The following is a 14257-nucleotide window of genomic DNA, read 5'->3' on the forward strand; positions in this document are numbered from 1 at the left end:
CCCGGCCAGATTTCGAAGAACTACGGCCTGGTCAGTGCCGCGTAACGAGCGAGATGTTCATCGGTGGAGCCGAATTCGTGCTCGATCACGGTGAGGCGCTTGAAGTAGTGGCCGATGGCCAGCTCTTCGGTCATGCCCATCGCGCCGTGCAGTTGCACGGCGTTCTGCCCGATGAACCGCGCCGCCCTGGCGACGGTGACCTTCGCCGCCGAGACGGCGCGGGCCCGGTCGCCTGCGGAGGCGCGCAGGGAATGGACGAGCAGGTGGACCGCCGCGATGGCCTGCTCGAGTTCGATGTACATGTCGACCATGCGATGTTGCAGCACCTGGAAGCTGCCGATCGGCTGGCCGAACTGCTCGCGCTGCTTGGCGTAGTCGATGGTGTCGGCGAGCACTTTGCGCATGCAGCCGACCGCCTCGGCGCAGATGGCCGCGGTCGCTTCCGCGATGGTCGGCTCGATGACCGTCCAGCCGTCGGACTCCGTGCCGAGCAGCGCGTCGGAGGGCAGACGCAAGCCGGTGAACACGAGATCGGCGGCGGTCCGGTCGTCGATGGTGCGGTAGGCGTGCACCTCGACTCCGGCGGGCGGAGCGCTCGCGTCGAATTCGAGCCGGAACAGCGAGATACCTGCCTTGTCGCGCCGTTCGCCGGATGTGCGCGCGGTGATCACCAGGTCGGTGGCCAGCGGTGCGCTGGTCACCACGGTCTTCGCGCCGTCGAGCACCCAGGTGTCGCCGTCGCGGCGGGCGGTGGTCGACACGTCGTGCAAAGCGTGGCCCGATGACGGTTCCAGCGCGGCGAACGCGATGCACGCGTCACCGGACACGATCCGGCGCAGCACGGCGTCGGCCTGCTCGCCACCGGAACGCTCGAGCAGACCGGCGCCGAGCACGACCGTGTCCACGAACGGCTCGACCACCAGTGCACGGCCGAGTTCCTCGGCGATCACCATGAGTTCGACGGGGCCGCCGCCGGTGCCGTCCACCCGCTCGGGCAGGGTCGCGCCGAGGATGCCGAGTTCGTCGGCGAATCCGCGCCAGATCGCGGGCTGCCAGCCCGTCTCCGATTTCGCCGCCGCGCGGCTCTTCTCCAGGTCGTAGCGGGCGCCGAGATATCCGGCGATCGCGGAGCGGAGCATTTCCTGCTCGTCGGTAAGCGTGAAGTCCATCAGAGTCCCAATGCTGCTTTGGCGAGGATGTTTCGCTGAATCTCGTTGCTGCCCGCGTAGATCGAGCCCGCTCGGTCGTTGAAGTACTTCAGCGGCGCGACGGCCTGCCAGTCCGCGCCGCTGCGGTAGCCGTCGGCGGGCGGCGTGAACTGGGCGATCGGGCCACCCGGCTTGGTGGCGTGCGGCTGGTAGACGCGACCGCGCGGGCCCGCGGCCTCCAGCGCCAGCTCGGTGAGCTTCTGGCTGAGTTCGGTGCCGAGGATCTTCAGGATGGAGGACGCCGGGCCCGGGTTCTTCCCCTGCGCCATCGCGGAAATCGTGCGGTATTCCAGGATTTCGAGCACCTCGGTGCGGATCCGCAAGTCCGCCAGCTTCGCCGCGAACGCGCGGTCGTCGATCAGCGGGTTGCCGTCCGGGCCGGGCTGCCGCGCCGCTTCGGCGGCGATGTCCTGGGCCATGACCTGCAGCCACGGCGCGGCCGCTCCGCCCCGCTCGTGCACCAGCAGGTACTTCGCGACGGTCCACCCGTCATCGATCCGGCCGAGCACATTGGTCTTCGGCACTCGCACGTTGTCGAAGAAGACCTGGTTCTGCACCTGCTCGCCCGAGGTCATCACCAGCGGCCGGATCTCGATGCCCGGCGCGGTCATGTCGATCAGCAGGAACGTGATGCCCTGTTGTTTCTTACCCGTGCGCGAGGTGCGCACGAGGCAGAAAATCCAGTTCGCCTCGGTGGCGTGGGTGGTCCAGATCTTGCTGCCGGTGCATACGAAGTCCTCGCCGTCGTCGACGGCGGCCATGGCCAGCGCGGCCAGGTCCGATCCGGCCTCGGGCTCGGAGTAGCCCTGGCAGAAGAAGACCTCGCCGGTGAGGATGCGCGGCAGATAGAACGCCTTCTGTTCCGGGGTGCCGAACGCGATGATGGCCGGGGCCACCATCCTGATGCCCATCGGCGACAGCGCGGGTGCGCCGGCCAGCGCCGATTCCCGCTGGAAGATGTAGTGCTGGGTCAGGCTCCAGTCGCATCCGCCGTGCTCGACCGGCCACGCGGGCGCCGCCCAGCCGCGCTCGTGCAGGATGCGCTGCCATTCCATGCTCGCCTCATGGTCGGGATACACGCTCGTCGCCAAGCGCCCGGCCCGCCGCAACTCCGGCGTCAGCTTCGCGTCGAGGAACGCGCGCACCTCGTCCCGAAACGCCAGATCCTCCGCTGACCAGTCGTAATCCATCTGCCCTCCCGGAGGGTGTGCACCGTTGCTTCCCTGGCGACCGTCCCGCCACCACGCGAGAGAATGTACGGCTGTCTCTTTCACCGAGTCAAACTGAAGTCATATGCCCGCACATACCCGGCCGACGACGACCGACCCCTCCGATCGCCGGACCCACAGCACCGGTCCGGCAACCGTTCCATCCGCCTCGATCGGTCGCCGCCGACCTCAGCCGCAGGAGTTGGGTTCGCCGATCTTGACCACCGACAGCACGGCCTCACCCTCGCCGATCAGCGTTCCCGGCGCGGGCGACTGCGCCACCACGATCCAGTTCCGGTCGATCACCTGCATCCGGCCCTTTCCGGTCGCATCTTTGGAGCGCGAGAAGAAGACACCGGCCGCCTGGATCGCGTCCTGCGCGTCTTGCAGGTTCATGCACACGACATGAGGCATAGAAGCGCGGGGAGCCGCCGGTTGCGATGCGGGCTCAGGCCGGGGAGTCACCGAAGCCGCGGGAGCGGCAGGCGCCGCGGGAGCAGGCGCCGCGGGAGCGGGCACCGCTGCGACGGAAGTAGTCGTGGCGGTTACAGCATTCCGGGCGGTCGACGTCGAGGAGGCCGACTTCGACGCCGAACTGTCTTTGGCCGTGCCTCCGACCGCGCTCCCGATCACACCCACTACCAATAGCCCGCCGAGGGCAACCGCCACCCATACCCACAGCGGCGGCCGGTTCTTAGGAGGCTGCCGCCCAGCAGGCGGACCGTACGGATTCGGTTGTGGCTGATAGGTCATCGGCAGTTTTCCCTTGCTCTCATCCGTATTCACGCACCGCGGGTCGATGCGCACGGGCATCAGATCGAGAGTTGGATCACATTTGTTACGCCGAATGAATGAATAGCCGCTGGCGGCGGAACCGTTCAGCAGTCCTCGAAGAAGGCCTTCAGGTAGCCCACCGATTGGTAGACGTAGTCGTAGGCCCAGCGGGGGATGGAGAGGGCGGGTTCGCTGTCGATGAAGAGGAGTTCTCCGTCCCAGCACCTTTGCAAGACGTAGCGGGCTCGAGAGATATGGGGGGTGAAGGTGACGACGATGACCCGGTGCCAATTGTGGTCGCGGGCGAGCCGGGCCAGTTCGCGGCCCTCGCCGCGGGTGGTGCGGGGAGACGGGTCGAAGCACTGCACCTCGAAGCTGTAGCCGCCGTGACAGATGCGGTTCAGCATGGCGCTGTTCTCATAGGGATTGGAGAACACCACCCGTGGCGCGAATCCCTCACGCGCCAAGCGCAGGCCCAGCTGTTCGCGTCCGTCGTGCGCACCGCCGAGCACGAGAACGGCGTCCGCCCGCGCGGGCGGATCGATCCGCGGACGCACGTAGACCGGCCACAGCGCCACCGCGGCGACCACTACCACCAGACCGGCACAGAGCCCGGTCCAGGCCAACCGACGACGTCGCACAGGCCGATGCTAGCCGGGTGCCGCGCGAGCATCACGCCAGGTCACGGCGTCCGGATCAGCGATGTCGCCGCATGTACATCTGCTGTTGCCCGGACCCTTGCCTCGCTGACGTGGCGTGGCCATCGGCGGGGCTTACCAATCGATCATGCGATGCACAGTCTTCGGAACCGGGTATCTCGGGGCCACGCACGCGGCGTGCATGGCCGAACTCGGGCACGACGTCATCGGAGTGGACGTGGACCCGGGCAAGGTCGCGAAGCTGTCCGACGGAGTGGTGCCGTTCTACGAACCGGGCCTGGAGGATGTGCTTCGTCGCAACCTCGATGCGGGCCGACTGCGGTTCACCACCTCCTACGCCGAGGCGGCCACGCACGCCGATGTGCATTTCCTCGGTGTGGGCACGCCGCAGAAGAAGGGTGAGTACGCCGCCGACTTGAAATACGTGCACGCGGTGGTGGATACCCTCGCCCCGCTGCTGGAACGTCCCTCGGTGATCATCGGCAAGTCGACGGTTCCGGTCGGCACGGCGGACGCGCTGGGAGCCCGCGCTCGCGCGCTGACTTCCACCGACGTCGAGGTGGCGTGGAATCCGGAATTCCTCCGAGAAGGCTTCGCGGTCAGGGACACCCTGCGGCCGGACCGATTGGTCCTCGGAGTCGACCGGGAGCGCGCCGCCGCCGGGTGGGTCGAGGATCTGGTGCGCGAGATCTACGCCGACCTCATCGCCGCCGAGGTCCCGTTCCTGCTCACCGACCTGGCCACAGCGGAATTGGTGAAGGTCTCGGCGAACGCCTTTCTGGCGACGAAGATCTCGTTCATCAACGCGGTGTCGGAGGTCTGCGAAGCGACCGGCGCCGACGTGACCATGCTGGCCGACGCCCTCGGCTACGACGCGCGCATCGGCCGTCGATTCCTCAACGCCGGACTGGGTTTCGGCGGCGGATGTCTGCCGAAGGACATCCGGGCGTTCATGGCCCGCTCCGGCGAACTCGGCGCCGACCACGCCGTCGCCTTCCTGCGCGAGGTGGACAACATCAATATGCGCCGCCGGACCAAGGTGGTCGACATGGCCGCCCGCGCCTGCGGCGGCTCACTGCTCGGGGCCAACGTGGCGGTACTCGGCGCGGCGTTCAAACCGGAATCCGACGACGTCCGCGACTCGCCCGCGTTGAACGTGGCGGGCATGATCCAGCTGCACGGTGCCGTGGTGACCGTCTACGATCCCAAGGCGCTGGAGAATTCGCGCCGGGTGTTCCCCACCCTGAACTACGCGACCTCGGTCACCGAGGCGTGCGAACGCGCCGACGTGGTGCTCGTGCTGACCGAGTGGGACGAATTCACCGCGCTGCGCCCGCAAGACCTGGACCGGGTGGTGCGTGCCCGCTCGATCATCGACGGCCGGAACTGTCTCAATCGTGCCACCTGGAGAGCAGCCGGATGGGTGTACGCGGGACTCGGTACACCGTAGAGTTGCGGAGCGAGGCGGGCTACTGCCAGACAGACGACCAGTCCTGCCTTAAGCACAGCTGATCGCCGACGGTAGGGTCCGTCCAGCGGGTCTCCGCCGACGGACGGCGCAGGCTCGCATGTCGTGAAGTGTGAAACGAGATGGGCAGCTGATGAGTTCGGTACTGGGAGTTTCGGTGGGGGCCGGCGCTGTCCGTATGGCGCGACCACACGCCGGAAACCCCCACGGGCATGTCTCCCCGCATTCCTTCGATCTGCAGACAATTCCGGTCGTCGACCAAAGCGTGGAAGAGTTGGCGGCAGAGGCCATCGGAGTCACCCTGGAGGCCACGCCGGGTATCGGCGCCACCGCCATCGCCTACCGCAGTGAGCAGCACGCCCGCGCCATTCGCGCCGCCATGGCGCGTCAGCAGCTGACCAATTACGAACTCGTGCCCGAGATCGCGGCCGCACTCGAGTTCGCCCAGGCCACCGGCGATATCCGGGGCATCTCCTCGCTGGTCGTCTACGACCTGGGCAGTTCGGGCCTGACGGTGAGCGTGGTCGACACGCAGACCCGTGAGGTCCGGCACAGCGAGCGCACCAGCGACATCAGCGGCGACTATCTCGACTCGTTGATCCGGGAGCAGCAGATCGCCTCGGGGCGGATCGCGCACCCGCCGAACGCCGCGGGCCTGGCCGCGCTGGACGCGCTGTGCCGCGAGGCCAAAGAGCAGCTCACCACCAACACCGCGGTGGCGTTGCCGAGCGAGCAGGGTTTGGTGCTGCTCGCGCAGGAGAACTTCGAATCGCTGATCATGCTGGCCATCGAGTCGTCGGCGCGCATGGCACGCGACGTGATCGTGCGCTCGGACCGCCCGGTGCACGGCGTGCTCGCCATCGGCGGTTGCGCTCGGATCCCGTTGGTGGCCAAGGTGCTCGAACGCTGGATGGGCGTGCCCGTCATCGTGCCGGACAGCCCGGAGACCGTGATGGCTCGCGGCGCCTCGCTGCTGGCCAGACCGGTCCGCAAGGAAACGCCGACGGCGGGCGCCACGCTGGACGACGAGCTGTCACCCGCATGGTTGTCGGCTCCCACCCAGCGCGGCAAGCGTGAGATCAGCGGTGCGGTGCTGACCGTCAGCGCGCTGGCCGTGGTCGCCGCGATCGGGCTCGGCCTCGGTTACGGACCGCAGGTGCTGGAACGGGATTCACACACCAGCGAAGGATCACCGTCGCTGTCGCCCACCACCACACCGCGCACGACCAGCTTGGACCCGCAGATCGCGGTCGCGCCGGGGACCACGGAATCGCCCGCGCACGAGTCGCTCGCCGCGCCGCCGCCGAACCGGAGGCAGACCACCAGCGAGGCGCCGCCGACACCCGGCCCGAACACCATCGTGGTGCCGGGCCTTCCGCCGATCGTGGTTCCCACGATCCCGCCGGAGGTCTTCCCTTTCCCTCCGCCACCGCAGCGCTGAGCCGGGCGGCCGCGCCGCACAACTCCTGACGAGACGGGAAACGGGGGAAGTTCAGACCCTCGCGTGCCGTGCGCGACGCGGGCGCGGCGCGGGGGTTGGTTCCTTGGTCGTGAACGGGCGGGCCAGCAGCACCGCGATGCCGGTGGTCAACGGCACCGAGAGCGCCAGCGCGATACCGCCGACCGCCGAGCGCGCGATCTCGATGGCAACGGCGTCACCGGTCAGCACGTCGCGGATGGACCGCCCCGCCACGCTGAACAGCAGCAACAGCGGCAGCGCCCCACCGGCGTAGGCGAGCACCAGCGTGTAGACGGTACTGGCGATGTGGTCGCGCCCCACGCGCATGGCGGCGGCGAAAACCTCGCGCCGGGAGGCCGACCGGTCGATGGCGGCCAGCTCGAACGCGGCCGACGCCTGGGTGATGGTGACGTCGTTGAGCACACCGAGCGAACCGATGATGAATCCGGCCAGCAGCAATCCGGTGATACTGACGTGCTCGATGTAGGTCGCGACGTTCGTGTTCTGTTCTTCGGAAAGGCCGGTGAGATGGGTCATCTCGATGGTGAGCCAGGACAACGCGGCGGCGAGCAGCATCGAGGTCAGCGTGCCGAGCAGCGCCGAACTGGTGCGCAGGTTCACCCCGTGGGCCAGATACAGCACCGCGTACAGGATCAGGGCGCCCGCGACCAAGGCGACCGGGATCGCCGGTTTGCCGTCCAGCAGGGCGGGCAGCAGGAACAGCACCAGGACGGCGAAGGCGAACACCAGGCCCAGCAGCGCGCGGACGCCACGCCAGCGCGCCACCGCGATGATCACCACGACGAAAGCCACCACGATCAGCGTGAGCGGCAGCCCGCGCGAGTAGTCCTCGAACGAGTACAGCGGCGTCCCGCTGGGATCGGTCTGGCGGACCAGCCGCAGTTCGTCACCGGCGTGCAGGTCGGGTTGCCCTGGGCCCGGTGCGATTTCCAGCAGCGTGCGGTTGCCCTTGTGCGGTCCGGATTCGATCGAGATCAGGCTGCGCTGGCAGGTGTAGGCGTTGTTGCGCGGCGGTTCGGGCTTGTCGACGAAGACCTTGCCCAGTGAAGAGCTGCCGCACGGCCCGATGTCCTGCAGCACTACGGTGCCCGCCTCGGTCTGTACCGCGCCGCCGCCCGCGTTCTGCATCGGCAGCGGGATATCGATGTGCTGCTTGCTCGGCCACAGCGCGATCGCGCCGATGACGACGACGATCCCGATGGCGGTGAGCAGCCCGACGACCACGCGCGCCGCGGTCGCGCCGATCGCGATCGGTCCCGAATGATCGTGGTGATGGTGGTGGTCGCTCACCGCGCTCCTCTGTCCGATGTGTTTGCGCCCGGAGCGAGCCTAAAGGATTTCATTTTCAAGACCGTCGCGGCGGTTACCTAACACAGCGGAGACGCGGTTGATGTGAACCGATCACGGGAAAAAGGAGTTAGAGGGGGGCGGCGGAGAGCAGGGGGATGTCTCCGCCGCCCGCAGGGCAGGCGGCCCAGGGGGGTAGGCGGCCTAACCCGAGGTCGGATATGCCCAGGGGGGGTAGGCAATCCGACCGGGCACTCTGAGTGCCGAGGACCACTGTACACAAAAGTACTTCTTTTGCGCTAGCTAGTCGCCAAATCCGACGGGTATCCGTACATCGAGTTTGTTTCCAGGCCAGAAGCGGGGCGATTATATTGTCCAGCTCCGGCCTTCCCGCTACTGGCGATAGCTGGACAGGAAGTTGCCGAAGCGTTCGATCGCGACCGCGAGATCCCGGGCCCAGGGCAGTGTGACGATCCGCAGGTGGTCGTGGTGCGGCCAGTTGAAGCCGGTGCCCTGCACCATCAGGATCTTCTCCTGCAGCAGCAGATCCAGGATCAGCTTGGAGTCGTCGTGGATCTCGTACACATTCGGATCCAGCTTCGGGAACGCGTAGAGCGCGCCCTTCGGCTTCACACATGACACGCCGGGGATCATGTTCAACCGCTCCCAGGCGACGTCGCGCTGTTCGAGCAGCCGCCCGCCGGGCAGGATCAGGTCCTCGATGCTCTGATGACCGCCGAGCGCGACCTGAATCGCGTGCTGCGCGGGCACGTTCGGACACAACCGCGAGGAGGCGAGCAGGTCGATGCCCTCCAGGAACCCGGCCGCGTGCTCCTTCGGGCCCGTGATCGCCAACCAACCCGACCGGTAACCCGCGACCCGGTAGGCCTTGGACAGCCCGTTGAAGGTCAGGCACAGCAGGTCGGGCGCCACGGTGGCCAGCGAGATGTGCTTGGCGTCGTCGTAGAGGATCTTGTCGTAGATCTCGTCGGCGAGCAGCAACAGCTGATGCTTGCGAGCCAGGTCGGCGATCTGCTGGAGCACTTCGGCGGAGTACACCGCGCCGGTGGGGTTGTTCGGGTTGATCACCAGCAGCGCTTTGGTCTTGTCGGTGATCTTCGATTCGATGTCGGCGATATCGGGCTGCCAGCCGTTGGCCTCGTCACACAGGTAGTGCACCGGCGTGCCGCCCGCCAGGCTGGTCATGGCGGTCCACAGCGGGTAGTCCGGCGCCGGGATCAGCACCTCGTCGCCGTTGTCCAGCAGGGCCTGCATGGTGATGGTGATCAGCTCGGATACGCCGTTGCCGAGGTAGACGCCGTCCACGTCCAGCTCGGGGAAGCCGGGCACGAGTTCGTAGCGGGTCACGATCGCGCGCCGCGCGGAGAGGATGCCTTTGGATTCGGAGTAGCCCTGGGCGTACGGCAGCGCCGCGATGATGTCGCGCATGATCACGTCGGGCGCCTCGAACCCGAACGGGGCGGGGTTGCCGATATTGAGTTTGAGGATGCGGTGGCCCTCGGCCTCCAGCCGTGCCGCGTGCGCGTGTACCGGTCCACGGATCTCGTAGACGACGTTCTGCAGCTTCGTGGACTGCTCCAGAACACGCGGGGGATGGTGCGGATGCTGAGGACTCACCCGTCCCATGGTGCCATCCGTCGCAACTGGATAAACCGCCTGTCCGAGCTCTCCACGGGCCGCCACGCCCACGACGGCGGCCGCGGCCCCGCCGGGTGTGACGCGTCACTCAATGGGCCGCGCCGGGCGGGATCCCCTTGGCCGCCGTCGAGCCGCAGAATTCCTCGATCCGCTCGTCCAGCCTGCGCGCCTCGACCGAGTCGCGGAAAGCCGGAGCCGCGATCCGCCTGCGCACACCGGTCAACCGCTCCTCGAGTTGCGCGATGCGCTTGGCCTCGTCGAGGCCGAGCACCGGCTGCAGCGCCTCGGCCGCGCCGTCCAGGCTGCCGTTGATCAGGTGGGCAGCCGCGCAGTCGACCCTGGCAAGCGCCTCCGCGCCGTAGGAACGCTGTTCGGACGGGCCGTTCGAATAGAGTTCGATGGCCCGCTGGGTGGCGCCGAGCGCGGGCTCCGCCTGACCGAGGTGGATGTAGGTGGCGCCCGCGTAGTAGTTGGCCTTGGCCTCGTTGAACCCGAAGACGCCGCCCACCTCGTCATGCAGCGTGTCGGTCGCGGCGATCTCGCGCGCGTCGTCGGCCGCCCGCACGCAGCGATCGGTGTCGGCGGCGCTGCCAAGCGCCGACCAGATGCGCGCCTCGATATTGAGCAGTCGCACCTGCGCGGTCGCGGATTCCGCGAACTCCTGCCCGCTCTGGGCGAGCTGGACCGCCCGGCGCGGCCGCTGCGACCAGTACTCGATCAGCGCGTGCATGCCGCGGGTCCAGGCCCGAAGCCCGTTGTGCCCGCACAACTCCGCGTAGGCCCATGCGGCCCGGACCTGCTCGCCCGCCGCGTCGTAGTAGCCGAGATCGGTGCTGGCGTTGGCGAGCAGGCCGGAGAGGGTGCCCGCCAAAAGATACAGATGACCGGTATCGGCGGGCCGCTGATGGCCTTCCAGCAACCGATACACCCGGCGCCGCACCCGCACCATTTCCACCATCATCGGCACCGGCGGAATGCGCACGTAGTCGTTCGCGATGCGCACGACATCCGCGTCGAGCTGGTCCAAAGTGCTCGCACCGACATTGGTGCTCTCGGCCTTGCCGGCGTGCTCGCTGGCCTCGTGGGCAGCCGCCATGATCAGATCCCTCTCCGAAATCGCTGCCAACGCAGCACCTCTCATCGCACCGGCGTCTATGAGAGCCAAAAGGTCCGCGTCGCTCGAATAATGAACGCGCGCCGAGGCGTCGGCACGCGCATCGAATCCCGGCGGGACGGTTCGATCGATCGCGGGCTTATCTATCAATGCCGCGAACCGCGCCCGCACCACATCGTCGGACCTGGCCAGTGAGGTATCCAGAGCGGCTTGGTTGATCGGTCGTGGATGAACCCGGACGCCCCCGGCTTCCCACTTCGACACCAAGCGTTCGTGCACACCCAAATGGGCGGCGAATTCCCTGATGCTCATCCGCTTGGCATCACGAAGGGCACGGGCCTCTTTGCCTGACCAATGCGTGACCACGGTGTCATCCCTTCCGAACGAACTCCTTCCAGAGTACGAGCGGTTTGTGAGCGCGGCCACAGGTGAAATACGGCCCGTATCAAAGGCAGCGGAAGGGCAGCGCAAGGCGGGTGAGCGGGCGATGCCGAATCGCGCGGCGGGCCGGGACCATTGAGTCGGAAGGCAAGGAGTTCGCCGTGAATGTCGAGAAACTCAGGACCGTGGACGATTGGGTGGCGTTCTATCGGCACGAGTTCGGACTGCCGGTCACCGAGCGGGGCGGTTTCGCCATGCTGCCGATCACCGGGCGCGTTTGCGTCGTCCACCTGCCGACCGCGCGTGCCGAGAAGGTGCGCGCCGCACTGGAACAGCAGGGAACGAGGGGTCCCATGTTGGCCAGGCAGATCCGATGGAGTTTCCTCGCCGAGCCCGACAGCCGACCGGGACCGCAGGTGCTCGAGGTGCTCAATCGGCTGGATATCGGCCTGCCCGCCGTCGGCAGCGCCGTGATGTTGCCGACCGGCCTCGGCCGCTGGACCCGGGAAGGGTGCTTCTGGGTCAGCCCGCCGAGCCGCGGTGACACGCTCCCACCGCTGTCCGTCATCCTCACAACGGCGCTCGCGGTGGGAGCGGGCGGCGGGGACTGATCACCTCCGCGGTCGGTTCCCCGCCGCCGTCCGCCGGGTCCGCTTCTCCCCCACAGTCGACGAAGCGGACTCGGCCCCGGTCAGCGTGCTTCGGCGGCGTCGATCGCGGCGGCCGGAATCGGAAAGTTCAGATAGGACCGCGACGGAGTCGGTCCGCGCTGGCCCTGGTACTTCGAGCCCGCCACGGCACTGCCGTACGGGTGCTCGGCCGGGCTGGTCAGCCTGAGCAGGCACAGCTGACCGATCTTCATGCCGGGCCACAGCGTGATCGGCAGATTCGCCACGTTGGACAGCTCCAGCGTGATGTGCCCGCTGAACCCGGGATCGATGAAGCCGGCGGTCGAGTGGGTCAGCAGACCCAATCGGCCCAGACTGGACTTGCCCTCCAAGCGTCCGGCCAGATCATCCGGCAGCGTGCACACCTCGAGGGTGGAGCCGAGCACGAATTCGCCGGGATGCAGCACGAACGGCTCGCCCTCGCCCGGCTCGACCAGGCTGGTGAGTTCGTCCTGCCGCTGCGCCGGATCGATGTGGGTGTAGCGGGTGTTGTTGAACACCCGGAACATCCGGTCCAGGCGCACGTCGATGCTCGACGGCTGGATCAGGTTCTCCAGCAACGGCTCGACGCCGAGACGCCCAGCGGCGATCTCCGCGCGGATGTCACGATCGGAAAGCAGCACGCGACGAGCGTAGCGCCTGCTCGCCGGGGCTCCTCAGCCGCACAGTGATATGGAGAGAACGATATCCTCGCATTCATTCGGGCGCCGCCCGCGATCGAAGGGATGAACCATGTCCGAGGGCTCGCTGTTCGACCTGACCGGCCACGTCGCCGTCGTCACCGGAGGCAACTCCGGCATCGGTCTCGGATTCGCCCGGGGTCTCGCGCGGGCCGGGGCCGATGTCTGCGTCGTCGGCCGCAACGCCGAACGCAACGAGGCGGCCGCCGCCGAATTACGCGCGTTCGGCGGGCGCGTGCTCGCCCTGAGCTGCGATGTAGGCGAGGAGCAGCAGGTGATCGACCCCATCGGCCACGCGGCCGCCGAAATCGGCCCCATTGACTCCTGCTTCGTGAATGCCGGTGTGAGCCAGGGGTTCATCCCGTTCGTGGAGACCGATCTCGCGGAATTCCGCCGGGTCACCTCGCTCAATCTCGACGCCGCGTTCGTGACGCTGCGTGAAGCGGCGAAGGCGATGCTCGCCCAGGGCGAAGGCGGCAGTCTGGTCGCCACCGCCAGCCTCGCCGCCCACCAGGGCGTTCCGCGCGGGCAGTCCTACGCGGCCAGCAAGGCGGGGTTGATCGCCATGGTCAACTCGATCGCGGTGGAGCTGGCCAAGCACGGCATCCGTGCGAACTCCGTGCTGCCAGGCTGGGTCGAGACGCCGATGACCGAAGGGGCCTTCGCGTGGGACCGTTTCCGCGAACGCGTCCACCCGAGGATCCCGGTCCGCCGCTGGGGCCTGCCGAGCGATTTCGAATGCGTCGCCGTCTACCTCGCCAGCCCTACCAGCGGGTACCACACCGGCGACACTCTGCTGATCGACGGCGGCTACAGCAAGTTCTGACGCGCTTCGGCCACGGCGGTGTCATTCCAGCTGGGAAGGAGCCGGTTACCTTCGAGCGTCGGAGGTGGCAACGTGGAGGAGTGACCTCCCCTCGCATTCGCGGCATCATCGGGGTGCTCACCGCGTTGCTGGTGGTGTGCGCCGCGGCTCTCACGGCGGGCGTGGTCGGGAATCACGGTCCCGGCGGGTTCGATCGCGGCGTCACCGATTGGGCCGTCACGCACCGCAACGGCACGCTGACACCGGTCGCGGTGACGATCAGCCTGCTGGGCGGCACGCTCGCCATGACCGCCCTGGCCACCGCCACCTGCTTGGTCCTGTCCTGGCGGCGGCGCTGGACGGCGGCAGCGCTCGTCGCGATCACCGGGCTCGGCGGCGGCCTACTGGTCCGAGGCGGCAAGAAACTCACCGACCGAGACCGCCCACCCCTCGAAGAACACCTGATCAGCGTGTCCAACCAGGCGTATCCGTCCGGGCACAGCATGGGCTCGTTCGTCGTGGTCGGCATCGTCCTCGCGGTCGCGCTCCCCGCCATACACGGTTCCACCCTGCGCCTCTGCGCCGCGACCGCCGCCGTCCTCTTCGTGACCGCGGTCGGCCTGTCCCGTATCTACCTCGGCGTCCACTGGGCCACCGACGTCCTCGGCGGCTGGTGCTTCGGGGCGCTCTGGCTCATCCTCTGCTTGACCGTGTACCGGTACTCGGTACCCACCGACCGGGACGAGGGCCGGAAACCACCTACCGAGAAGGCAGTCGGCCGTCGCCCACACCCGGCGAGTGGGACTCTTTCTTAGCTGGCCCGACGGGCTTGGTCAGCGTGTGGACGTCCGAGACGGAGTGCCGGC

The 14257-nt window shown here is 67.9% G+C and carries 13 protein-coding genes; 5 read left to right on the top strand and 8 right to left on the bottom strand.

Annotated features, from left to right (window positions below; all coding sequences use genetic code 11):
• Positions 1-20: 20 nt before the first annotated feature.
• The 4 genes from ABZ824_RS09955 to ABZ824_RS09970 form a co-directional block, all read right to left on the bottom strand.
• A complete protein-coding gene (locus ABZ824_RS09955; protein ID WP_356962884.1) occupies positions 21-1169 on the bottom strand; it encodes an acyl-CoA dehydrogenase family protein in 1149 nt (382 codons plus the stop codon).
• The gene (locus ABZ824_RS09960) at positions 1169-2398 is read right to left on the bottom strand and encodes an acyl-CoA dehydrogenase family protein (protein WP_356962885.1); all 1230 of its coding nucleotides are present in this window, start codon (positions 2396-2398) and stop codon (positions 1169-1171) included. The genes ABZ824_RS09955 and ABZ824_RS09960 overlap by 1 nt, the downstream gene beginning before the upstream one ends.
• A gap of 207 nt (positions 2399-2605) precedes the next feature.
• Entirely contained in the window at positions 2606-2812 is a 207-nt protein-coding gene (locus tag ABZ824_RS09965; RefSeq protein ID WP_356962886.1) for a PASTA domain-containing protein, read from the bottom strand.
• 482 nt (positions 2813-3294) lie between these two features.
• Positions 3295-3831 (bottom strand): YdcF family protein, encoded by a 537-nt coding sequence (locus ABZ824_RS09970; RefSeq protein ID WP_356962887.1) that lies wholly within the window; start codon positions 3829-3831, stop codon positions 3295-3297.
• 145 nt (positions 3832-3976) lie between these two features.
• Between ABZ824_RS09970 and ABZ824_RS09975 the strand changes: the two genes are divergently transcribed.
• Both ABZ824_RS09975 and ABZ824_RS09980 read left to right on the top strand, forming a co-directional pair.
• Positions 3977-5299 (top strand): UDP-glucose/GDP-mannose dehydrogenase family protein, encoded by a 1323-nt coding sequence (locus tag ABZ824_RS09975; protein ID WP_356962888.1) that lies wholly within the window; start codon positions 3977-3979, stop codon positions 5297-5299.
• A 196-nt stretch (positions 5300-5495) separates the two neighbouring features.
• Entirely contained in the window at positions 5496-6758 is a 1263-nt protein-coding gene (locus ABZ824_RS09980; protein WP_356962889.1) for an Hsp70 family protein, read from the top strand.
• Between the two features lie 51 nt (positions 6759-6809).
• On the opposite strand, the gene ABZ824_RS09985 is transcribed toward ABZ824_RS09980, so the two are convergent.
• From ABZ824_RS09985 to ABZ824_RS09995, 3 genes are all read right to left on the bottom strand, one after another.
• Positions 6810-8087, bottom strand: coding sequence for a YibE/F family protein (locus ABZ824_RS09985; protein ID WP_356962891.1), 1278 nt, complete (start codon positions 8085-8087; stop codon positions 6810-6812).
• Positions 8088-8477: 390 nt separating this feature from the next.
• Positions 8478-9731, bottom strand: a complete 1254-nt coding sequence (locus tag ABZ824_RS09990) for a pyridoxal phosphate-dependent aminotransferase (protein ID WP_356962893.1) — start codon at positions 9729-9731, stop codon at positions 8478-8480.
• A 100-nt stretch (positions 9732-9831) separates the two neighbouring features.
• Positions 9832-10839, bottom strand: a complete 1008-nt coding sequence (locus ABZ824_RS09995; protein WP_355071447.1) for an XRE family transcriptional regulator — start codon at positions 10837-10839, stop codon at positions 9832-9834.
• 560 nt (positions 10840-11399) lie between these two features.
• Here ABZ824_RS09995 and ABZ824_RS10000 point away from each other — a divergent pair.
• A complete protein-coding gene (locus tag ABZ824_RS10000) occupies positions 11400-11849 on the top strand; it encodes a hypothetical protein (RefSeq protein ID WP_063016495.1) in 450 nt (149 codons plus the stop codon).
• Between the two features lie 80 nt (positions 11850-11929).
• On the opposite strand, the gene dcd is transcribed toward ABZ824_RS10000, so the two are convergent.
• A complete protein-coding gene (gene dcd, locus ABZ824_RS10005; protein ID WP_355071445.1) occupies positions 11930-12529 on the bottom strand; it encodes a dCTP deaminase in 600 nt (199 codons plus the stop codon).
• Positions 12530-12638: 109 nt separating this feature from the next.
• Here dcd and ABZ824_RS10010 point away from each other — a divergent pair, with 109 nt between their 5' ends.
• Together ABZ824_RS10010 and ABZ824_RS10015 are read left to right on the top strand one after the other, a co-directional pair.
• Positions 12639-13412 carry an SDR family oxidoreductase gene (locus ABZ824_RS10010; RefSeq protein ID WP_356962896.1) on the top strand — a complete coding sequence of 258 codons (774 nt, stop codon included), beginning with the start codon at positions 12639-12641 and terminating at the stop codon, positions 13410-13412.
• 80 nt (positions 13413-13492) lie between these two features.
• Positions 13493-14206 (top strand): phosphatase PAP2 family protein, encoded by a 714-nt coding sequence (locus tag ABZ824_RS10015; protein WP_356962898.1) that lies wholly within the window; start codon positions 13493-13495, stop codon positions 14204-14206.
• Positions 14207-14257 lie beyond the last annotated feature (51 nt).

This window comes from Nocardia sp. NPDC047038 (assembly GCF_040644075.1).
GTDB classification, from domain to species: Bacteria; Actinomycetota; Actinomycetes; order Mycobacteriales; family Mycobacteriaceae; genus Nocardia; species Nocardia sichangensis.